The 20006-nt window shown below is 58.1% G+C and carries 20 protein-coding genes and 4 pseudogenes; 17 read left to right on the forward strand and 7 right to left on the reverse strand.

From position 1 onward, the window contains the following. The first annotated feature begins 105 nt into the window (after window positions 1–105). The gene (gene apbC / locus J1G35_RS06655; protein ID WP_053137464.1) at window positions 106–1200 is read left to right on the forward strand and encodes an iron-sulfur cluster carrier protein ApbC; all 1095 of its coding nucleotides are present in this window, start codon (window positions 106–108) and stop codon (window positions 1198–1200) included. A 496-nt stretch (window positions 1201–1696) separates the two neighbouring features. Here the strand turns inward: apbC and fdxA are convergent, their stop codons facing one another. From fdxA to J1G35_RS06680, 5 genes are all read right to left on the reverse strand, one after another. Next, the gene (gene fdxA, locus J1G35_RS06660) at window positions 1697–2020 is read right to left on the reverse strand and encodes a ferredoxin FdxA (protein ID WP_053137462.1); all 324 of its coding nucleotides are present in this window, start codon (window positions 2018–2020) and stop codon (window positions 1697–1699) included. Window positions 2021–2162: 142 nt separating this feature from the next. Continuing rightward, window positions 2163–4754: a DNA mismatch repair protein MutS gene (gene mutS / locus J1G35_RS06665; RefSeq protein WP_223014173.1), complete on the reverse strand. Its 2592-nt coding sequence runs from the start codon at window positions 4752–4754 to the stop codon at window positions 2163–2165. A 216-nt stretch (window positions 4755–4970) separates the two neighbouring features. After that, window positions 4971–5297: a DUF2388 domain-containing protein gene (locus J1G35_RS06670; RefSeq protein WP_223014175.1), complete on the reverse strand. Its 327-nt coding sequence runs from the start codon at window positions 5295–5297 to the stop codon at window positions 4971–4973. A gap of 128 nt (window positions 5298–5425) precedes the next feature. Beyond that, window positions 5426–5641, reverse strand: a complete 216-nt coding sequence (locus tag J1G35_RS06675; protein ID WP_223014177.1) for a hypothetical protein — start codon at window positions 5639–5641, stop codon at window positions 5426–5428. A 149-nt stretch (window positions 5642–5790) separates the two neighbouring features. Beyond that, window positions 5791–6219 (reverse strand): hypothetical protein, encoded by a 429-nt coding sequence (locus J1G35_RS06680; protein ID WP_223014179.1) that lies wholly within the window; start codon window positions 6217–6219, stop codon window positions 5791–5793. 174 nt (window positions 6220–6393) lie between these two features. Here J1G35_RS06680 and J1G35_RS06685 point away from each other — a divergent pair, with 174 nt between their 5' ends. The 15 genes and pseudogenes from J1G35_RS06685 to recX all read left to right on the forward strand — a co-directional run bounded on the left by J1G35_RS06685 (window position 6394) and on the right by recX (window position 16791). Next, window positions 6394–7128, forward strand: coding sequence for an XRE family transcriptional regulator (locus J1G35_RS06685; RefSeq protein ID WP_262417179.1), 735 nt, complete (start codon window positions 6394–6396; stop codon window positions 7126–7128). A gap of 599 nt (window positions 7129–7727) precedes the next feature. Then, entirely contained in the window at window positions 7728–8072 is a 345-nt protein-coding gene (locus J1G35_RS06690; RefSeq protein WP_131697366.1) for a phage holin family protein, read from the forward strand. A 20-nt stretch (window positions 8073–8092) separates the two neighbouring features. Further along, window positions 8093–8608, forward strand: coding sequence for a hypothetical protein (locus tag J1G35_RS06695; RefSeq protein WP_223014181.1), 516 nt, complete (start codon window positions 8093–8095; stop codon window positions 8606–8608). Between the two features lie 3 nt (window positions 8609–8611). Next, window positions 8612–9224: pseudogene (locus tag J1G35_RS06700) on the forward strand (phage baseplate assembly protein V). A gap of 9 nt (window positions 9225–9233) precedes the next feature. Next, on the forward strand, window positions 9234–9566 hold the full coding sequence (locus J1G35_RS06705; protein ID WP_223014183.1) for a phage baseplate protein: 333 nt from the start codon (window positions 9234–9236) through the stop codon (window positions 9564–9566). After that, window positions 9563–9742, forward strand: a pseudogene (locus J1G35_RS06710) (baseplate J protein); the annotation flags it as partial. The gene J1G35_RS06705 and the pseudogene J1G35_RS06710, both read left to right, overlap by 4 nt. A 375-nt stretch (window positions 9743–10117) precedes the next feature. Continuing rightward, window positions 10118–10303, forward strand: a complete 186-nt coding sequence (locus J1G35_RS06715; protein WP_223014332.1) for a Com family DNA-binding transcriptional regulator — start codon at window positions 10118–10120, stop codon at window positions 10301–10303. An 11-nt stretch (window positions 10304–10314) separates the two neighbouring features. Further along, window positions 10315–11277: a hypothetical protein gene (locus tag J1G35_RS06720; RefSeq protein ID WP_223014185.1), complete on the forward strand. Its 963-nt coding sequence runs from the start codon at window positions 10315–10317 to the stop codon at window positions 11275–11277. 827 nt (window positions 11278–12104) lie between these two features. Then, window positions 12105–12203, forward strand: a pseudogene (locus J1G35_RS06725) (chemotaxis protein); the annotation flags it as partial. A gap of 304 nt (window positions 12204–12507) precedes the next feature. Next, window positions 12508–13511: pseudogene (locus tag J1G35_RS06730) on the forward strand (phage late control D family protein). A 22-nt stretch (window positions 13512–13533) separates the two neighbouring features. Further along, on the forward strand, window positions 13534–14091 hold the full coding sequence (locus J1G35_RS06735; RefSeq protein WP_223014187.1) for a glycoside hydrolase family 19 protein: 558 nt from the start codon (window positions 13534–13536) through the stop codon (window positions 14089–14091). After that, a complete protein-coding gene (locus J1G35_RS06740; protein ID WP_223014189.1) occupies window positions 14079–14591 on the forward strand; it encodes a lysis system i-spanin subunit Rz in 513 nt (170 codons plus the stop codon). Before J1G35_RS06735 ends, J1G35_RS06740 begins: the two co-directional genes overlap by 13 nt. A gap of 81 nt (window positions 14592–14672) precedes the next feature. After that, entirely contained in the window at window positions 14673–15173 is a 501-nt protein-coding gene (locus J1G35_RS06745) for a CinA family protein (RefSeq protein WP_053137441.1), read from the forward strand. 83 nt (window positions 15174–15256) lie between these two features. Beyond that, entirely contained in the window at window positions 15257–16315 is a 1059-nt protein-coding gene (recA, locus tag J1G35_RS06750) for a recombinase RecA (protein WP_048720087.1), read from the forward strand. An 8-nt stretch (window positions 16316–16323) separates the two neighbouring features. Beyond that, window positions 16324–16791: a recombination regulator RecX gene (gene recX, locus J1G35_RS06755; RefSeq protein ID WP_053137438.1), complete on the forward strand. Its 468-nt coding sequence runs from the start codon at window positions 16324–16326 to the stop codon at window positions 16789–16791. Between the two features lie 209 nt (window positions 16792–17000). On the opposite strand, the gene J1G35_RS06760 is transcribed toward recX, so the two are convergent. Both J1G35_RS06760 and J1G35_RS06765 read right to left on the reverse strand, forming a co-directional pair. Beyond that, window positions 17001–18113 (reverse strand): TIGR00730 family Rossman fold protein, encoded by a 1113-nt coding sequence (locus tag J1G35_RS06760; protein WP_053137435.1) that lies wholly within the window; start codon window positions 18111–18113, stop codon window positions 17001–17003. A 376-nt stretch (window positions 18114–18489) separates the two neighbouring features. Beyond that, window positions 18490–18930: a PA3611 family quorum-sensing-regulated virulence factor gene (locus J1G35_RS06765; RefSeq protein ID WP_053137432.1), complete on the reverse strand. Its 441-nt coding sequence runs from the start codon at window positions 18928–18930 to the stop codon at window positions 18490–18492. Between the two features lie 179 nt (window positions 18931–19109). Here J1G35_RS06765 and J1G35_RS06770 point away from each other — a divergent pair, with 179 nt between their 5' ends. Further along, window positions 19110–19829 (forward strand): tRNA-uridine aminocarboxypropyltransferase, encoded by a 720-nt coding sequence (locus J1G35_RS06770; RefSeq protein WP_223014191.1) that lies wholly within the window; start codon window positions 19110–19112, stop codon window positions 19827–19829. Window positions 19830–20006 lie beyond the last annotated feature (177 nt).

Raw genomic sequence — 20006 nt, forward strand, 5'->3', positions numbered from 1 at the left:
TGGCGCTGTTTCAGAATCTTCCGCACCTGCGAAAGCATGCCGCAATGCCGCTGGAACGGTTAGGATAGCCGCCTGTTTCAGTCAGTCTTTTTTCGGGAGTAGCCCATGAGCGCCGTCAATCGCGCAGCGGTGGAAGCCGTTCTTCGCCAGTACACCGACCCCTATTTGAACCAGGACCCGGTCAGCGCCGGCTGTGTACGCGCCATCGAGGTCCAGGGGGATCAGGTGTCGGTCCAGTTGGAGCTGGGTTATGCCGCCGGCCTGTTCAAGAAGGGCTGGGCGCAGATGCTGCAAATGGCCATTGAAGGCCTCGACGGTGTGGGTGCCGCCAAGGTCGACATCCAGTGCGTCATCGCACCGCACAAGGCCCAGGCGCAGATTCCAGGGCTGGCCAACGTCAAGAACGTGGTCGCCGTGGCGTCCGGCAAGGGCGGCGTGGGGAAATCCACCACTGCAGCCAACCTGGCCCTGGCCCTGGCCCGTGAAGGCGCGCGGGTGGGCATTCTCGACGCCGACATCTACGGCCCAAGCCAAGGCGTGATGTTCGGTATTGCCGAAGGCACGCGGCCGAAGGTCAAGGACCAGAAGTGGTTCGTGCCGATCGAGTCCATGGGCGTGGAAGTCATGTCCATGGCGTTCCTGACGGATGACAACACGCCGATGGTGTGGCGTGGACCGATGGTCTCCGGCGCCTTGCTGCAATTGGTCACCCAGACCGCCTGGGGCGACCTGGATTACCTGGTGATCGACATGCCGCCAGGCACCGGCGATATCCAACTGACCCTGGCGCAGAAAGTCCCGGTGGCAGGCTCTGTGATTGTGACCACTCCCCAGGATCTTGCGCTGCTGGACGCCAAGAAAGGCGTGGAGATGTTCCGCAAGGTCAACATTCCGGTGCTGGGTGTCGTGGAGAACATGGCCGTGCACATCTGTTCCAACTGCGGTCACGCCGAGCATCTGTTCGGTGAGGGCGGTGGTGAGAAGCTGGCGACCCAATACGGCGTTGAACTGCTGGCCTCGTTGCCGTTGTCGATGGTGATCCGTGAACAGGCTGATGGCGGCAAGCCCACTGTAGCGGCAGAGCCCGATGGTCAGATCGCCATGATCTACCAGGAACTGGCTCGCCATGTGGGCGCGCGGATCGTCCTGCAGGAAGCGTCTGCGCCGGCAATGCCGACGATTACGGTCAGCGACGACTGAGTTCGTTGAAGGGCAAGAAGCCTCGACTTTGTCGGGGCTTTTTCTTGCCTGAAGATCGGTCAAGGGGCTTGAGTTACGCTTTTACGCAATTGCGGGTGTAAGCATTCACTTACTTTTTCGTAAGTGTTTGGTTTTTTTACTCGGTGCACGCCGCTAAAAATCTTGAGAGTTTTTTCTATCTATTTGAAATATAACAACTATTTATCTGTGTTTGGGCGCTGGAACTTGTCGGTGTCCACGTTGGATCCCGTTGTACTTCCCTTGGAACTCTCTAACATCAGCCCTGTGTCCACGGATTGACACAGCCATCAAGGAACGATGGTTGAAGGAACGTCGCAGGATGCGATTCATCAGGATGATGAAAAGGAACACAGGGACTAGGGAAAAAATGTGGGCGGGTCATACCGCCCCTTTTTTTTGCCTGTAGAAAAGTGAACGCCTGCCCCTAAATGCAAAAAAGGCCCGCAAGGGGCCTTTTTGGGAGGGCAGCAGCGCGTTAGCGCTCAAGGTCTTTGATTTTGCCTTTCTTGCCATCCCACTCTTCCGCGTCTGGAAGCGGTTCTTTCTTCTCAGTGATATTCGGCCAGATTTCCGCCAGCTCGACGTTCAACTGAATAAATTCCTGCATATCCGCCGGGACTTCGTCCTCGGAGAAAATAGCGACGGCCGGGCATTCAGGCTCACACAGGGCGCAGTCAATGCACTCGTCCGGGTGGATAACCAGGAAATTCGGCCCTTCGTAGAAGCAGTCCACCGGACACACTTCTACGCAGTCGGTGTACTTGCACTTGATGCAGTTGTCGGTGACGACGAAGGTCATTTCTAATTCTCTCCTCAGGCGGCGGCAGCGAAACCCTTTGTGGTAGGGCTCGCGAGGTTCGGGAGCGATAGTCTGCAGGCCAGGCTAAAAGCCAGCAGCATCCCAAACCGCGCGAGAGTCTATCAGCTTGCAAGCCTTAGCGTTATATCCGAGTCTTCAGTGCATATAACATTTCGAGCGCTTTTCGCGGTGTCAACTCGTCCAGGTCAAGCTTTGCCAACTCATCCAGCACCGGATGGGGCAGGCTGGCGAACATATCGCTCTGGTGCGGTGCGGCGGGTTTGCGGCTTGTCTTGGCAGGGTTGGCAACCACGGTTTCATGGGGCAGGGCCGTGGTTTCCAGGCGGCTGAGGTGCTCGCGGGCGCGGGTGATCACATCGCTCGGCACACCGGCCAATTGCGCCACGGCCAGGCCGTAGCTCTGGCTGGCGGGCCCGGGCAACACATGGTGCAGGAACACGATGCGTTCGTTGTGCTCGGTGGCATTCAGATGCACGTTGGCCACCAGTGGCTCGCTTTCCGGCAGCACCGTCAGTTCGAAGTAGTGGGTGGCAAACAGCGTATAGGCACGCAGGTGCGCCAACCGCTCGGCTGCTGCCCACGCCAGGGACAGGCCATCAAACGTGCTGGTGCCGCGACCCACTTCGTCCATCAGCACCAGGCTGCGCTCGGTGGCGTTGTGCAGGATGTTGGCGGTTTCGCTCATTTCCACCATAAAGGTCGAACGGCCACCGGCCAGGTCATCGCTGGAGCCGATCCGGGTGAATATGCGGTCTACCAGGGACAATTCACAACTGGCCGCTGGCACAAAGCTTCCGATATGCGCCAGCAGTACGATCAAGGCGGTTTGACGCATGTAGGTGGATTTACCACCCATGTTCGGACCGGTGATCACCAACATGCGGGTATCGTCGTCCAGCGACAGGTCGTTGGCGACGAATGGTGTGGTCAGCACCTGCTCCACCACCGGGTGACGCCCCTGCACGATGCGCATGCACGGTTCGCTGACAAAGCGCGGGCAGTTCAGGTCGAGGTTCAGCGCGCGCTCGGCGAGGTTGCTGAGTACGTCCAGTTCCGCCAGGGCGGCGGCAGTGTCCTGCAGCGGTGCCAGTTGGCTGATCAGGTCCTCAAGCAAGGCCTCATAAAGCATCTTTTCCCGCGCCAAGGCACGGCTTTTAGCCGACAGCGCCTTGTCTTCGAACTCTTTCAGCTCTGGCGTGATAAAGCGCTCGGCACCTTTGAGTGTCTGGCGGCGTTGATAGTCGATGGGCGCTGACTCGGCCTGCTTGCTCGGCAACTCGATAAAGTAGCCGTGCACGCGGTTGTAGCCGACCTTCAGGTTGGCCAGGCCGGTGCGGGCTTTTTCACGGGCTTCCAGATCAATCAGGAACTGCCCGGCGTTTTCGCTCAGGGATTGCAGTTCGTCCAGTTCGCTGTCGTAGCCGGTCTTGAGCACGCCGCCGTCACGAATGATCGCTGGTGGGTTGTCGATGATGGCCTTTTCCAGCAGCGCTGCCAGTTCCGGGTAGGTGCCGGCCGTCATGGCGAGTTGTTGCAGGTGCGGTGTATCCAGTTCGGTCATCGCCACTTGCAGTTGTGGCAGGGCGCTGAGGGCATCGCGCAGACGCGCCAAGTCGCGGGGGCGCGCGTTGCGCAGGCCGATCCGCGCCAGGATGCGCTCGATATCGCCGATTTCCTTCAACTGCGGTTGCAGCTTTTCAAACCGATAGCCGTCCAGCAAGCAGGTAATAGACGTCTGACGCGCTTGCAGCACAGTCAAATCCCGCAGCGGACGGTTCAGCCAACGGGTCAACAAGCGGCTGCCCATGGCGGTCTGGCAACGGTCGACCACCGACTGCAGGGTGTTATCACGCCCGCCTGACAAGTTGGTGTCCAGTTCCAGGTTGCGACGGCTCGCGCCATCGAGCACCACGGTATCGTCCAGACGCTCATGACGCAGGCTGCGCAAGTGCGGCAGGGCGGTGCGCTGGGTTTCCTTGGCGTAGCTGAGCAGGCAACCGGCGGCGCCGATGGCCAGGGTCAGGGTTTCGCAGCCGAAACCCTTAAGGTCTTGCACCGAGAACTGCTGGCACAGACTTTTCAGTGCCGAGTCACGCTCGAAATCCCACGGCGCACGGCGTTTTGTCCCACGGCGTTTTTCGGCGGGCAGATCCTTCGGCCAATCATCCGGGATCAACAGCTCCACCGGGTTGATACGCTCCAACTCCGCCAGCAGGTTCTCCCAACCCTTAATTTCCAGCACGCTGAAATTGCCGCTGGTGATATCCAGCACCGACAGTCCGAACAAGCGCTCATCGCCCAACACCGCAGCGATCAGGTTATCGCGACGCTCATCCAGCAGCGCCTCATCACTCACCGTCCCCGGCGTAATAATGCGCACCACCTGGCGTTCCACCGGACCCTTGCTGGTGGCCGGATCGCCGATCTGCTCACAGATCACCACCGACTCGCCCAGCTTCACCAGCTTGACCAGGTAGCCTTCCAACGAGTGGTAAGGAATTCCGCACATCGGAATCGACTGCCCCGCCGACTGCCCGCGCGCGGTCAGGGTGATGTCCAGCAACTTGGCAGCCTTCTTCGCGTCTTCATAGAAGATCTCGTAGAAGTCGCCCATGCGATAGAACATCAACTGATCAGGGTGCTGGTTTTTCAGGCGCCAGTACTGCTGCATCATCGGGGTGTGGGAAGACAGATCGGACGTGTTTTTACTCATTGGATAATAGGCAAATTCGTTGAAAGGAGTGGGGCAAAGGTGGGGCACTTGGCCCTGCTGATTTTGCAATGGCCGCAAGGTTAACACGCGCGGTCGGCCCTTCGCAGGTCGCAAACGGATAGGTAAAACGCAAAGGGGGCGACGCATTTACTTAAATGCGCGAGGTTTATTGCACGCAAGCAACGCTGTTGGCGCGCAACGGAGAAAGCCTTCTTCTCAGTACGCTGACACGATTGCCTTGGCCAGTTGCATGTCGGACATAAGAGGCGCGGCGTAGGTCGAGCGATAGTACCGAGATGCCTGTTCAAACTCAGCACCGCGGATCTCTCCGTCCGAACCGATAAAAGCAAGGGCATCGGTTTTGGAGGATGTGAAAAGCTTTGGCGCATCGGTCGTGAGAGAGGTAGTCCCCGCAACCAGGATGGTTGGCACGAACGTCGAATACATCAGCGCTTTATCGAAAGGGTTGGCATTTTCAGCGGCCACTGCTGGGGCGCCGATCAATACCATGACAGCGATTGCCAGAGTCTTCCATGAGTCCATTCTTCGAAGCTTCCATTTCTATAAGAGGGGCGCACGATAGCAGAGCTGGTCACTTTGCAGATATAAGGCGCCGTCGACACTGGGGCGGGTTGCCGTGCTTGACGGGATGGTCTTTAGCTCTCGACTCATCAGCTCGCCCTATAGAAATGGTTCAGCACTATCAATTCAATCACCGCGACGAAACAGCACAGAACAATGAATCCGGGGCTGAAAACCCGCTTGCGATTAGAGCCCCCGTCGCCCAGCGAGCTTAAGTCTGCGCCGTCGGAAATCAACATTAGGAGCGCCAGCACGGCGTATATCCACGCCTTGCCCCAGAAGCTCTGATTTCTCCATTCGGTCATTCGTGGTCTTCCGCATACCGCTTTAAATTGAGGTGAATGGGCGTTGGCGGCAAGGTTAGCACGCAAGGTTGGGGGCTTCGCAGGTCCTAAACGGATAGGCAGAACGTAAAAGTGGGGGCGACCTTTTTTGTCCCTTAGCCCATCCTTGATCAACGCTTCATTGCGTTGCACTGAGTGCGCAAATCGCTATTGCTGATGTTTTCGCAGCTGGCGCCACTTTGTTTGGCATTGCAAAGGGCGCGTTGATCGCTGTCGCTGATGTTGTAGCAAGAGCTCCCATTCATCTGTGCGTTACAGGCGGCACGCATCTCAGAATTGCTGATGTTTTCGCAGCTTGAACCGCTTTGTTTGGCGTTGCAGTAGGCTCGCTTGTCAGGATCACTGATATTGGTGCACGAGCTACCGCTCATTTCTGCGTTGCATTGCGCCCGTAACTCACTATTGCTGATGTTGTAGCAGCTGGAGCCACTTTGCTGGGCGTTGCAGTACGCTCGTTGGTCAGAGTCACTGATGCTGGTGCAACTTGCCGCAAAGGTGTACCCACTGAACATCAACAAAATGGTAAGCACGAGTTTCATTACTTTCTTCCTTGGCTCGCCAGGAATCAGCCTGGCGCTGTTTGAGCACATTGCATCAAGTACCGCGGTGCTCATGTCAAATTGACGTTATTTTGCCCGGAAGTTCCGCTGATGTGCATGGAATATGCAAATTAGCATTTGCCAACCCCCAAAACTCCCGTCACTATCGCCGTTATGCAAAAACGCAACGTTTCTATTGTCTTAAGAGAGCTGTTGGACCGCGACCGGATCTCCCCCACGGAGCTTCACCGGCGTACTGGCGTGCCTCAATCCACATTGTCCCGGATCCTCAGCGGCAAGATCGTTGATCCGTCGGATAAACACATCTCGCGCATCGCCGAGTACTTCCGCATCAGCACCGACCAGCTGCGCGGACGCGCGGCGGTGGGCGCTTTGCGCGATGGAGGGCGCGACCCGATGCATTCGGAACTCAAGGATATAAGCCTGTGGGACGACGACACCCCCGTTAATGATGACGAGGTGTCGATCCCCTTTCTGCGCGAGGTTGAATTGGCTGCTGGATCAGGGAGATTCGTCATCGAGGAAAGCGAGAAGGCCAGCCTGCGTTTTGGAAAACGCAGTCTGCGACACAACGGTGTGCAGTTCGACCAGGCCAAGTGTGTGACGGTGCGCGGCAACAGTATGCTGCCGGTACTGCGCGACGGCGCGACGGTCGGAGTGAATGCGGGTAAAAGTGGCATTGGCGACATCGTCGATGGCGACTTGTATGCCATTAACCACAATGGCCAACTGCGGGTGAAACAGCTCTATCGCCTGCCTTCCGGTATTCGCCTGCGCAGTTTCAATCGCGATGAACACCCGGATGAGGACTACAGCTTCCAGGATATTCAGGATGAGCAGATCAGCATCCTTGGTCATGTATTCTGGTGGGGTATGTACGCCCGTTAACCTCCTTGCGTAAGAGAAAGCCCGCCATTGAGCGGGCTTTTTTTGGCCTGTAGAAAATCGCCAAACCCTTTGCCCATAAGGCCTGAAATGCATCAACGCATTTTATAGGTGAAAATAAATGCATTCGTGCATTGACTGTATATGCATACATGCATATTCTTCATCTCAAGCCAGCCAAAAAGGCTTGGTGGAGGCGGCAAGGATGCTGCCAAGGAAGACAAGGAAGGCACGCAACATCGGCAAGGACGCCATCCGAGCGATGGTAGGGACGCCAGGCAACACCGGCAAGGATGCCGACGCTCTTTAGTTTCACAGCTTTGCAAGAACAGGCAGCGATGAGCCGGCCTCAACGGTTCAGAGGGTTGGCAACTGACCCGGGTGTGCAGCGTAAAGCACCAGAAGCAGTTATCCGGCAGACAGGGATCGTGGTCGGAAAAACATTGAGGAAAGATCCGTACCGCGCCAGTAGCGCCGAAAGATCGAATCTGGACCGCATTACTGAAAAGCCCGGGCAACCGGGCTTTTTGGAATGCCTACCTATAAATGGAATTACCCAAAAGCCGGCCCATTGCCGGGAGTGCTCAGCCAGGAGGCGTGACATGACAAACGAGCAGCAAGCGTTAGCGGAAATGCCTATCTGGCTGGTGATCGCACTGGCCCTGATCGGCGGCGTATCCGGCGAAATGTGGCGCGCCGACAAGGAGGGCGCCCGCGGCTGGTCGCTGGTTCGACGTCTGGCCCTGCGGTCCGGGGCGTGCATGGTCTGCGGAGTCTCGGCATTGATGCTGTGCTACGCCGCAGGCATGTCGATCTGGACCGCCGGCGCCATTGGCTGCCTGACGGCCATGGCTGGTGCAGACGTCGCCATCGGCCTTTATGAACGCTGGGCGGCCAAGCGCATCGGGGTCAATGAAGCGCCGACGTCCCGCCCGGATCAGCAGTAACTGCTGCAAGGACGCAACTTATGACACTTATCGAAAAACCATCCCAACTACCTGTAGCAATTGGGGATGCGCTCAAGCGTGCCTTTCCACAACTACAGGTAGGCAACCACCAGGACTTTGCCGACGCCGAGGATCACGCCGGTGTGCTGATCAGTGTGGAACGCAATGGCCCCGGGGTTCGTTCCCCTGCAGGGCGCAAGGCCCATGTTTTGTCGGTTTCACTCAGGGCTACGGTCGCCAGCGGTGCGGCACCTTTTGACGCGTGCGACCTGGCCAGCCAACTGATGGACCTGGCCCTGGATAACCGCTGGGGCCTGCCGCCGGATCAGTGCGATTTACCTGCGGCCGTCGTTGCGGCGCCTTCCGGACTTTCCAGCGCCGAAACGGACTACGACACGTGGAGCGTTTCCTTCACTCAAACCCTCTATCTCGGCCCGTCGTTGCTCCAAGATCCCACAGGTACACCGCTATTTGCCCGTACCTGGGAAGTCTCGGACATCGATGACCCGGATCAATATCGGCCCCTGCAGGAGTAGTCCATGTTCCACGCATTGTTACGCATGCAGCTGGGGCCGATTGTCGAGCGCTTGGCGGAAATGGAAGCCCAGCTCGAAGACCTCTATCGACGCGCGGAAAGTTACTGCCGCATTGGCGTGTGCCAGTAGGTCGACGCTGCCAGCAATACCTGCAAGGTCAGCCATGGTGAGTTGCTCACCCCGGCGATTCGGTTCTTCAACCCCAGCGCCGGCGCGCAGGCCGAAACCCGTATTCCATCGGTGGGCGAACAAATGCCTGTTGCTCAACTACGGCGGCGGGGAAGGAGGCACGCAGTCTGTGGCTCTGTTCGGGCTGAACAGTAGTCTGTTTCCACCAGTATCCAGCATGGCCTCGCTGACGCGGCGGCGCCATCAGGATGGCACCCAAAGCGTCGACGACGACGCCAGCCACACCTTCAACTGGATTAACGGCCCAACCACGTTCAGCGGTTCTCGCGAACAGGTCGACATCAAGGTCGGCGCTGCCAGCCTGAACATGAGCGCCCAGAGCATCACCCTGCAACTCGGTGCCACCGGCCTTTCGCTGGACGCAGCCGGCGTGCATTTGAGCGGCCCGGTGGTGGATCACCAGGGGCGTGTGATCAGCCGCGCATAAGGAGTTGCCATGATCGGAATCGATAGGAACACCGGGGCAGCCGTCGATGACTGGCTGCAATTCGTACAGCGTGCCACCCGAGCGCTGACCACCCCCTTAGGCACTCGTCAGAAGCGCCCGTTGTACGGCTCGATGATCCCGCAACTGCTCGGCGAGAACCTCTGCGACGACCTGTTGATCCTCGCCCAGAGCCACGCCGCGCAAGCGTTCTACAACACCCAGAACGGTATCGCCGACTTCCAGCCCCAGGTCATCGTCGCCAGCCGCCAGGGCGCCGGTTTATTGCTGCGTTTTGCCGGCACTTGGAAAAACCGCCAACAATCCTTCGAGGTCGTGACATGAGCATGCTGATCCCAGGCCAGAACCAACTGGCGGAACCGGCGATTATCGCGGTCGATGAGTTCGAACCGCTGCTGGCGGAGTTCAAGGCGTTTGTCGTTGACTACGTCGCCACCCGTGCGCCGCAAAGCGCGGCCAGACTCAAGATCAGCCTCGACAACGAAAGCGAACTGCTGACCCAAGCGGCCGCGCAGCAACTGCTGCAAACCTACGCTGACTCCTGCCATTGCTTGGACGGCCGCGTGAACCCAAGTTGGATCGACTATGCGTTCCACAGCGCCGGTGCGCGCAACTGCAGATACTCGAGCCCTTGAGGCCGATCATGATGATTCACAAAAAACGGCCATTGTGTCGGATTTTTTGTGCCCGGAAGAAAGCAAAAAGCCCCGACAAGTTCAGGGCTTTTTGTTGAGATCGAAAAAAGAGAGGGCGACTCCAGAGGGTGCTGTAACACCCTAAGGAGACGCCAGATCGCAGATGTAGCCTGCCAGCCAAGGCCCTCACTGCTCGCGCGAGCGGGACGGAGCCTAGCGAAAAAACAAATGGACTTGCAGATGTTAAAAGAATGCAGATGCGGAAAATGCAACAGACTTCTCGCCCGCGTGGGTGAGTTTACCGAGCTCCAGATCAAATGTTCCCGATGTGGGACGCTGAATCATGTGAAGGCCGCGAGCCTCGAGCAATCGCCCATGAGCGCCATACGCCCAATACAGAGGCCTGAACTTAAATCAGCTAAGTAACGGAGTTTAAAATGGAAAGCGCAAACTCGGCGTCTCAAACCTTGCAAGATCTTTGGACTCAAGTACAACCGGTGGATAACACCGGCATGCTTAGGCGCGTAGTTTTTGCGCAAGGCAAGTTCTATGCGGCTGGTGGCAACGGTCTTCCCACAACCACTCAGCTTGTCAGCGGAGACGCAACTGGTACAGCGTGGACCAAGCTTAAGGGCGTCGTCACCTCTGATAGCGGAAAGGTCCTCAACGACCTGTACTGGAACGGTCTTGGGACACAGCTTCAAGCCCTTTCTCAATCCGGCAGTGTGGTCTACGGCAGCACAGCACGCCCTGAAAGGGCTTGGACAGACATTACGGCAACTGCTCGCGCGTCCGGAGACTTGCAAGGCATCGTGTATTATCAGCCAATTTCCGGCATTGACACGACCTGGATACTGGTTGGGTCTAATGGTAAAGTCTTTTCCCGTTATGGCGATTGGTCAGGCCAGGTGGAGCGCACTACGACCTTCAACTCTAGCGAGACTGTGTACTGCGTCAACGTCATTGGCGTTTTTGTGTTGGTTGCGGGATCGAATGGGAAGCTGCTTAGCGCTGTGAAGATGGCGACGGAAAATCCGCAATCATTTGCGACCAGAACCAGCACCTTCGGCACTAGCACCATCCTTTCCATGAAGCTTTGCAACGGGAAAATGTTTATCGTTGGTGCGGATGGCAAGATGGCATATTCATCCGATGGGCTTACCTGGACTGCTGTTGAAGATACCAGTTTCGGTGGAACCATCATCCGCGACATTGCTTACGGTAATGGCAAGTATGTAGCTGTCGGCGACGGCGGCAAGACAGCCGTTTCCGAGGATGGGATCGGCTGGGTTCAGCAAGCCAACACTTTCGCAGGAACCGATATCCGGAGCGTCGCCTACGGCAACGGCAATTTTGTAGCTGTTGGTGCAGGCGGCAAGATTGCTTACTGGACTCCATGATCTTCTATCTCCTTGCGTAATAGAGCCCAGCCGTCGCGCTGGGCTTTTTCATTTCTGATTCAGGCTCGCCACAGCCAAGGTGGCCCTTCGGGGAATGCCTGGACGCGGATAAGCCGGTAGTGCAGCGCTATGGAAAAACACCGGCAGCCCGCGCGTGCTGTTAACACCTGACTTCCAGGGTAGCGCGAGACAGGAACGGCTAGATCGATGCATTGAGGCGTCGACGCTGGGGTTGTCTTTGGCTGATGTCGGGAAAGACCGCTAACCTACTCCTGCCGCAGTGAATTTAGATAATCCGTGCAAAACTTAGTATCGAGGATTTTCTTTGCTCGGGCTTCTTGCTCCTTTCCCGATGAGCCAGGAGGACCCAATATTTCGTTTTTTACGCCCTCAAACATCGCGACTAACTCTTCTCGATTTTTCTTCATGCCGCTTTCTTTCATGTAAAGAGCGGTAGTGTTCAGCGACTTTACTATCACAGCATGTTCAATATTTGGATCACCGCTCCGCCAAGGCGCACCGAATCATTTTTACTGCGTGCGCCTCATGGGTTTCGCACCCCTGCATATTGAGAAGAGCAACAACAGCTAGCACTGTGAAAACTTTCCCTCTCTTCATGTTGTTCTTCCTGTGCTTGGATAAATATTTAGATTTTCCAGCTGAAGGTACGCTCTACCCGATCCAAATCTACCTTTTCAGGTCTCTACATTGGTAGGGGCCTTTTCGTTTTCGGCTCCACCACACCCATTGCTCCAAGCTGGGAGTGCTGCTGGGGCTAACTTATTTATACAGGTCGTGGTTCGGCCACCTTTCTCTATTGAGTGGCGATGGATCCTAACGACCTGGGGCCAGGCACGTTCGTGTGGCTTGGCGGTACCGGCACTGTTCTGCTCGGTGGTCTGTTATGGCTGAGAAATTTCTCTTCAAGTCAATGTGGTTCAAGGCGTACGCAGCGGTGGCGTAAACGCCGTCGGCTCAGGCCTCAGCACCGCTGTCGGTGGCGCAATCGGTTGTTTGCTCGGCAGCGAGGCAGGCAGTTGGGGCGGTGACAAACTGTTTGGCTCAACGGATCGCCTGCCTGCACCCAATGCGGTGAGCAAGGAACTCAATGCGGCGCGCACGGATAACGTGCAAGTCACCCTCGCCCCGAGTATCCAGATCACCGGTGTAAACCCCGCCGATGCCCAGCAGGTCGTCAACCAGGTGATCCAGGCGCTGCAGTTCCAATGCATGCCGATGCTCACCGACAGCCTGGGCATCCGACGCAACGCGGCACTGCTCAATCAACGCCTGATGCGCTGGAGCCACACCGACGCCGCGGGCATTGAGACCGACCGGCTGGAGCTGACCCTGAATATCGAGGGCCTGGACGGCCTGCCCACGCTGAACGGCAAGATCGACTTGCGTGTCGGTTATCTGGAGTCGGGGTTGGTGGAGAAGGGCGAGTTTGTCGTCACCCACCGCACCCCGGTGCTGTTTCCCATGCGCTTGATGATCGTTGCCACCGCAGCGCCCTTCAGCGTGGTCGATGCAACGGGGTACCGACAGCGTCGATCCGCCAGTTATGGTCCGACCACCTTGGGTACGCTGTTTCGCCAACTGGTCAGTCGTCACGGCTATTCACCGCGAGTGGCGCCGGCGCTGGAGGGAATCGCGATCGAGCACATCGACCAGTCCAATGAAAGTGATATGGCGTTCATTTCGCGCCTTGCCCGACTCTATAGTGCGGTCACCAAACCGTTTAATGAACTCTATGTGTTGGCCGAAGCCGGTCGAGTCAAGTCGCTCTCCGGCCAGCTACTTCCGGAAGTGAAGCTGTCCGTGACGAATGACAACCGGCCCGGTGAGCAGAGCTTCATCACCGCCAAGCTCGACGAAAAATCCCGCTCGAAATACGAAGGCTGCCGCGCCAGTTGGTGGGATGCCTCCGCCGGCAAGCAGCGTGTAGTCCAGATGGGTAATGCCCCGTTCAAAACCTTGCGCCAACGCTACCAGAACGAAGCCGAAGCCCGCGCCGTTGCCGAAGGCGAACTGCGTCGTGTGGGGCGTGAGAATTTGAAGTTGTTGATCGATTGCCCAGGCAATCCATTGTTGGCGGCGGAAGGGCTGTTAGTGCTGGATGCGAGCTGGCCGCCCTATATGCAGGGACTATGTCGATAAAACAGGTGGTTCATGTCGGCGATCCGGCGACGGGATACCGCAGTTCGATCACGGCGGGTGGGTTGTCGGTATAGATACTTTTCGAGAGTAAAACCCATGGTGATAACACTCCCCCAACTGCTTGGCGTTATGCCGGATGCCCGCCTTAGAGCGGGGCTTTTTTTAACGCCCTTGAATGCGGCTTTCGTCCGTTTCGAGATTAACCGCGCGAAGCGCATCGCCGCCTTCCTCGCCCAGATCGGCCACGAATCCGGCGAGTTGCGTTACGTGCGTGAACTGGGCGGCGATCACTACCTGAGCAAATACGACACCGGCAGCCTGGCCGCGCGTCTGGGCAACACCTCCGAAGCGGATGGCGATGGTCAGTTGTACCGGGGCCGTGGGCTGATCCAGATCACCGGTCGGCGCAATTACCTGGCATGCAGCCAGGCGCTGTTTGGTGATGATCGTCTGTTGCGCGAGCCGATGTTGCTGGAGCAACCGCAGTGGGCGGCTGAGTCGGCCGCCTGGTTCTGGCAGAGCAATGGCCTGAATGAGCTGGCCGACCAGGACCAGTTCACCACCATTACGCGGCGTATCAACGGTGGGCTGAATGGGCTGGAGGATCGCTTGCGGTTGTGGGCGCGGGCGAAGGCGGTGCTATGCGTTTCCTAGGGGCCTGTCGACTGATCGGCGTTTGCCTGTTGGTGGCGGCGACTTGGCAGATACAGGCCTGGCGCTTGGGTGCACAGCTTGAGCGCCAGGCTTCGGCTCATGCGCTGGCGCTCAGCCAGCAAAGCCAGGCGGCCTTGCATCAACAACAGGCTGAACAGGACAAACGGCTGGCCCTGGAGCAACAGCTCAGTGCCAGCGACCAGCACTATGCTCGGGAGTTGAGCGATGCCCAACGTAACCAGGCTGCTCTGCGCCACCGCCTGGCCACTGCTGATGTGCGGTTGTCAGTCCTTCTTGACTCCACCGAACCCTCCAGTGGCTGTGCAATGCCAACCTCCGCCTCCGCCTCCGCCTCCGCCGTCAGCGTGGTTCATGCAGCCGCGCGAGCCCGACTTGCCCCGGCGCATGCTCAACGAATTATCGGCATCACCGATGCCGGCGACCAAGGACTGATCGCCTTGCGCGCTTGCCAGGCGTACGTGCGTGCTGTCGCCCGCTAATCTCTTGTTCCAGTCTGTCGCTTGCATGAGCGATTTGCTCCTGTAGGGTAGGCAAACCCCCGTCCACTTCTGGAGATCACCGTGAAGGAAATCACCCAACTTGCCGCTGACCTGGGTCGCCGCTTGCAGGTGCTCAATGCCCACGTCACCACCGCCGAGTCCTGTACAGGCGGCGGTATCGCGGAAGCCATCACGCGGATCCCAGGGAGTTCGTCCTGGTTCGAAGCGGGGTATGTCACCTATTCCAATCGGCAGAAGACCCGGCAGTTGAACGTGCCGGAGGGGTTGTTTGCAAAAGTCGGGGCCGTCAGCCAGGAGGTGGTTGAGGCCATGGCGCGCGGTGCGCAGGAGAAAAGCCTGGCGCGCTTTGCCGTGGCGGTCAGCGGTGTGGCGGGGCCGGACGGTGGTTCAGCGGACAAACCGGTGGGCACCGTGTGGCTGGCCTTTGGCGTTGGTGATGAGGTCACGGCCGAGCTTCAGCACTTCCCCGGCAATCGCGACGAGGTCCGTCGACAAACGGTAAAGGCCGCGCTGGAGGGCTTGTTGCGACGAGCTGCAGCAGAAATAGAAAATCAGGGGTAGGCGATCTCTGATCTTTGTGGAACAATACTGTCTACTTATACAGGTGTTGGCCGCCAGGCCTTATTGATTACGTGAGGACTTTAATGGACGACAACAAGAAGAAAGCCTTGGCTGCGGCCCTGGGTCAGATCGAACGTCAATTCGGCAAGGGTGCCGTAATGCGTATGGGCGATCACGACCGTCAGGCGATCCCGGCTATTTCCACTGGCTCTCTGGGTCTGGACATCGCGCTCGGCATTGGCGGTCTGCCAAAAGGCCGTATCGTTGAAATCTACGGTCCTGAATCTTCCGGTAAAACCACCTTGACCCTGTCGGTGATTGCCCAGGCACAAAAAATGGGCGCCACTTGCGCGTTCGTCGACGCCGAGCACGCCCTGGATCCTGAATACGCGGGCAAGCTGGGCGTCAACGTCGACGACCTGCTGGTTTCGCAGCCTGACACCGGTGAACAAGCCCTGGAAATCACCGACATGCTGGTGCGCTCCAACGCCATCGACGTGATCGTGGTCGACTCCGTGGCAGCCCTGGTACCCAAGGCTGAAATCGAAGGCGAAATGGGCGACATGCACGTGGGCCTGCAAGCCCGCCTGATGTCCCAGGCGCTGCGTAAAATCACCGGTAACATCAAGAACGCCAACTGCCTGGTGATCTTCATCAACCAGATCCGTATGAAAATCGGCGTGATGTTCGGCAGCCCGGAAACCACTACCGGTGGTAACGCGCTGAAGTTCTATGCGTCGGTCCGTCTGGACATCCGCCGTACCGGCGCGGTGAAAGAAGGTGACGAGGTGGTTGGTAGCGAAACCCGCGTCAAAGTCGTGAAGAACAAAGTGGCTCCGCCTTTCCGCCAGGCTGAATTCCAGATTCTCTATGGCAAGGGTATCTACCTGAACGGCGAAATGATCGACCTGGGCGTGCTGCACGGCTTCGTCGAGAAATCCGGTGCCTGGTATGCGTATAACGGCAGCAAGATCGGTCAGGGTAAGGCCAACTCGGCCAAGTTCCTTGCGGACAACCCGGATATCGCGGCCACGCTTGAGAAGCAGATCCGCGACAAGCTGCTGACCCCAGCGCCAGACGTGAAAGCTGCCGCCAACCGCGAGCCGGTTGAAGAAGTAGAAGAAGCTGACACTGACATCTGAAGCAAACGATGACTGTTGTACTGGATACACTCGTCGCCGTTCGGCGCACCGCAATGGACCTGCTCGCTCGCCGCGAGCATGGTCGAGTCGAGCTGACGCGCAAACTGCGTCAGCGCGGCGCGGAACCCGAGATGATCGAAACCGCCCTTGACCGTTTGACGGAAGAGGGGCTGCTTTCGGAATCACGTTACCTCGAAAGTTTTGTCTCCTACCGAGCCCGTTCCGGCTACGGCCCAGCGCGTATTCGCGAAGAGCTGAGCCAGCGCGGTTTGCAACGTAATGATATTGACCTTGCCCTGCGCGAGTGCGGTATCAGCTGGCAGGCGCAACTGGAAGACACTTGGCGTCGAAAGTTCTCTGGTCATCTCCCCATCGATGCGAGAGAACGCGCGAAACAAGGCCGCTTCCTGAGTTATCGCGGTTTTTCGATGGAGATGATCAGCCGCTTACTCAGTGGTCGAGATATGGACGACTGAACACCTTGTTGTGTGATGAACGGCCTTGTTGTGTGATGAACGGCCTTGTTGTGTGGTGAATGGGCTTGTTGTGGTGAGCGGGCTTGCCCCGCGTCGGGCTGCGAAGCAGCCCCAATGGCCTCACCTTCGATCTAAACTTGAAATACCAAAACTGAAGCACCAAAAAAGGCCCGCTATGAAAATAGCGAGCCTTTTTGCGTTTCTGGATTTCACGCCGGCTGCGGCGCTACCCGCTGTTGCGTCTTCCCCTGAGCCTGTGCCCAGTTCTCCGGCAAGTTGATGTAATCCACCAGTTCTCGCAACCGGCCCTGATCGCGGCCATTGAAGTTGAACACCAACCGCGTCAAATGGCTGAACCTCGGTTCGTCATGCTCCTCACCCGTATAGGCAAGTTGCTGGAAATCCCCACTCAACCGCAGGCTGGCAAATTCACTCTGCAAATGAGCCAGCGCTCGATCGCTGAGTGGATGATTCATGCGGACCACAAACTCCCGCTTCAACCAGCGCGTGGAATGGAAGTTGGCATAGAACTGATTGATCTCCTCCACTGCCTCTTCAGCGCTGTACACCAGGCGTACCAGCTTGAGGTCGGTGGGCAGAATGTAGCGATTGGCTTCCAGTTGGCTGCGGATAAAGTCCAGCGCGCCCTGCCAGAAACCTCCCCCCGGCGCATCCAGCAACACCACCGGTACCAGCGGGCTTTTGCCGGTCTGGATCAGGGTCAATACTTCCAGGGCTTCATCCAGGGTGCCGAAACCACCTGGGCACAACACCAACGCGTCGGCTTCCTTGACGAAGAATAGCTTGCGGGTAAAGAAGAAGTGGAAGGACAGCAGGTTCTCAGTGCCATCGATAGTCGGGTTGGCATGCTGTTCAAACGGCAGGGTAATGTTGAACCCCAGGCTATGTTCCAGGCCTGCCCCTTCGTGGGCCGCCGCCATGATGCCGCCGCCACCACCGGTGATCACCATCAGGTCCGAGCGCGCCAGCGCTGCACCTACTTCACGGGCCAGGGCGTACAGGGGGCTTTCTACCGGGGTGCGTGCCGAGCCGAACACCGTGACCTTGCGGCGCCCCTTGAACTGTTCGAGTACGCGGAAGGCATGGTCCAATTCGCGGATAGCCTGCAGGGTGATCTTGGCATTCCAACGGTTGCGGTCGTCCTGAGCCATGCGCAGCACGGTAAGGATCATGTCGCGATAGAGAGGGATATTCGGGCTGTTGGGCGCTATCTGTTGGAGTTGAGCTTCGACCTGCTGCGTAAGGTCGGCGCCGTTTTCTTCAAAATGCCGGAGCAGGCGGTCATTCGGTTCGTAAGGCATTCAACGTCTCCTTCTTCACAGAGGCTGGGCCAACGGCGAGAGATTCGTCCGCAGGCCACGACACTGCATGTGTCGCTGCATGCCCAAGGCATTGCACGTGTTTGCCGGGCGGCAAATGGGCTCTGTATGTTCCTTGTGATTTAAAAACCTTTGCACTGCAAGTCGCAGGAGGGCAACCCTGTTTTGCCCTGAAAATGTTACAGAACGACATGGAAGCCGTTGTGAACGGGCGGTTGGGATGACTTGATCATGGGCCGAAAAACCCTTGGCTGGCAACCGCTTATTGGCCACTCAGCAGGGAGTTTAGCTGCCTGCGGGAAAATGAAGCGGGGGAGTGCGCGCTACTGGACAGCAGCGCGCGAAGGGGAAGCGCAGATTACTTTTTCTTCTTGGCGGCAGCCGGTGCCGGGCAATCCGCTTCCACGAATTTCACCGATGCCACAGGACGGTTAGTCTTGTTTTCAGTGATTTCGTAGCGCATCACTGCGCCCTTGGCCATCAGCTCGCGATAACCTTTGTTCAGGCACACGCTCTGCCCCAGTTGGAAGTACACAGCCTTGGGGTTGGCGCGCATCTGTTCGGCACGGTCGGGCAAGACGCTCAGGTGATCGATTAACTGCATGCCTTCAACGGTGTAGGCGACTTCCAGGGTTTTATCGTCGATTTCCCGGGGCAGGTCTTTGTTGCTTTCAGCCGCGACGCTTTGCAGCTTCCTGTTCATTTGGGCCTCCAGCAGCGAGGCCGCCTGGGCGCCCACAGGCAATACCAACGCAAGTGCGATGGATGGGGCGGCAAGACGCAGCATGGAACGCAGCATGAAACTCTCCTGATTCGGTTACTGGTGCATAGACCAGCCACTGCGCTGTGCGTTCAGTGGCGCGCAATTATAGGTGACCCCTTGCCACTACAGCCAGGCGTATCGCTGTTAAACTGCGGCCACTTCAGCCTTCCACGAGTTTTCTCCGTGTCGATCTACCCCTCTGTACGGCGCATCCGATGAGCCACGCCGTCTCCCGCCTGCGTACCCAGCGCCTGGCACGCGCGATCAAACCCTTCGTCAATCGAGGCTCCCGTGCCGAGCGTTGTCCCGGCTGCCGGGTCATCCCCGAGTATTGTCTGTGTGCCTGGCGTCCCCGTGTCGCGGCCCAGTCGGCCATGTGCCTGCTGATGCACGATGTCGAACCGATGAAGCCCAGCAACACCGGCTGGCTGATCGCCGACGTGATCGACGACACCAGCGCATTCGCCTGGTCGCGCACTGAAGTCGATCGGGATTTGCTCACCCTGCTCGCTGACCCGCAGTGGCAGCCCTACATCGTGTTTCCCGGCGAGTTCGTGGCGCCCGAGCGTGTCGTCAGTACCGTGACGGTGGCAAAAGGCAAGCGCCCGCTGTTCATCCTGCTGGACGGCACCTGGAGCGAAGCACGCAAAATGTTCCGCAAGAGTCCGTATCTGGAACATCTGCCGGTATTGAGCCTGGCACCTGAGCAACTCTCGCGCTACAAACTGCGCCGCTCCAAGCGCGATGACCATTTCTGCACCGCCGAAGTCGCGGCCCTGTGCCTGGAGCTGGCCGAGGACGCCGCTGCAAGCGAAGTGCTGGATGCCTACCTGGATGTATTCAGCACCCACTACCTGGCTGCCAAGTTCCAGTTACCGCTGGACCCGACCGACAGGGTCCATACTCGTCTTGCGCCCTATATACCCGAGCTATAGCCAGACGACGTTTGCATGATGGCACCGTAAACCCGCCCCTCGCTAAAATGCCCATGGGCGTAGTGCTTGACCCTCCAGGCTGCGCTGGGCATGCTGGGCGCCGATTGGGGCGTAACCGTGAATTTTCGACGTCGTTTCAGGTGCTTTTGACGTTGAACCTGCCCTGTGGCGATGGCT

The sequence above is a fragment of the Pseudomonas sp. SH10-3B genome (genome assembly GCF_019891415.1).
Classification (GTDB): Bacteria; Pseudomonadota; Gammaproteobacteria; order Pseudomonadales; family Pseudomonadaceae; genus Aquipseudomonas.

Bases quoted from the DNA above. Each gene is read 5' to 3' on its own strand.
- J1G35_RS06740 (WP_223014189.1), top strand. From the start codon at position 14,079: ATGCGTTTCCTAGGGGCCTGTCGACTGATCGGCGTTTGCCTGTTGGTG.
- J1G35_RS06675 (WP_223014177.1), bottom strand. From the start codon at position 5,641: ATGACCGAATGGAGAAATCAGAGCTTCTGGGGCAAGGCGTGGATATAC.
- J1G35_RS06720 (WP_223014185.1), top strand. From the start codon at position 10,315: ATGGAAAGCGCAAACTCGGCGTCTCAAACCTTGCAAGATCTTTGGACT.
- fdxA (WP_053137462.1), bottom strand. From the start codon at position 2,020: ATGACCTTCGTCGTCACCGACAACTGCATCAAGTGCAAGTACACCGAC.
- J1G35_RS06685 (WP_262417179.1), top strand. From the start codon at position 6,394: ATGCAAAAACGCAACGTTTCTATTGTCTTAAGAGAGCTGTTGGACCGC.
- J1G35_RS06670 (WP_223014175.1), bottom strand. From the start codon at position 5,297: ATGGACTCATGGAAGACTCTGGCAATCGCTGTCATGGTATTGATCGGC.
- recX (WP_053137438.1), top strand. From the start codon at position 16,324: ATGACTGTTGTACTGGATACACTCGTCGCCGTTCGGCGCACCGCAATG.
- J1G35_RS06760 (WP_053137435.1), bottom strand. From the start codon at position 18,113: ATGCCTTACGAACCGAATGACCGCCTGCTCCGGCATTTTGAAGAAAAC.
- J1G35_RS06735 (WP_223014187.1), top strand. From the start codon at position 13,534: ATGGTGATAACACTCCCCCAACTGCTTGGCGTTATGCCGGATGCCCGC.
- J1G35_RS06680 (WP_223014179.1), bottom strand. From the start codon at position 6,219: ATGAAACTCGTGCTTACCATTTTGTTGATGTTCAGTGGGTACACCTTT.
- J1G35_RS06770 (WP_223014191.1), top strand. From the start codon at position 19,110: ATGAGCCACGCCGTCTCCCGCCTGCGTACCCAGCGCCTGGCACGCGCG.
- J1G35_RS06705 (WP_223014183.1), top strand. From the start codon at position 9,234: ATGATCGGAATCGATAGGAACACCGGGGCAGCCGTCGATGACTGGCTG.
- J1G35_RS06765 (WP_053137432.1), bottom strand. From the start codon at position 18,930: ATGCTGCGTTCCATGCTGCGTCTTGCCGCCCCATCCATCGCACTTGCG.
- J1G35_RS06715 (WP_223014332.1), top strand. From the start codon at position 10,118: ATGTTAAAAGAATGCAGATGCGGAAAATGCAACAGACTTCTCGCCCGC.
- J1G35_RS06690 (WP_131697366.1), top strand. From the start codon at position 7,728: ATGACAAACGAGCAGCAAGCGTTAGCGGAAATGCCTATCTGGCTGGTG.
- apbC (WP_053137464.1), top strand. From the start codon at position 106: ATGAGCGCCGTCAATCGCGCAGCGGTGGAAGCCGTTCTTCGCCAGTAC.
- mutS (WP_223014173.1), bottom strand. From the start codon at position 4,754: ATGAGTAAAAACACGTCCGATCTGTCTTCCCACACCCCGATGATGCAG.
- J1G35_RS06695 (WP_223014181.1), top strand. From the start codon at position 8,093: ATGACACTTATCGAAAAACCATCCCAACTACCTGTAGCAATTGGGGAT.
- recA (WP_048720087.1), top strand. From the start codon at position 15,257: ATGGACGACAACAAGAAGAAAGCCTTGGCTGCGGCCCTGGGTCAGATC.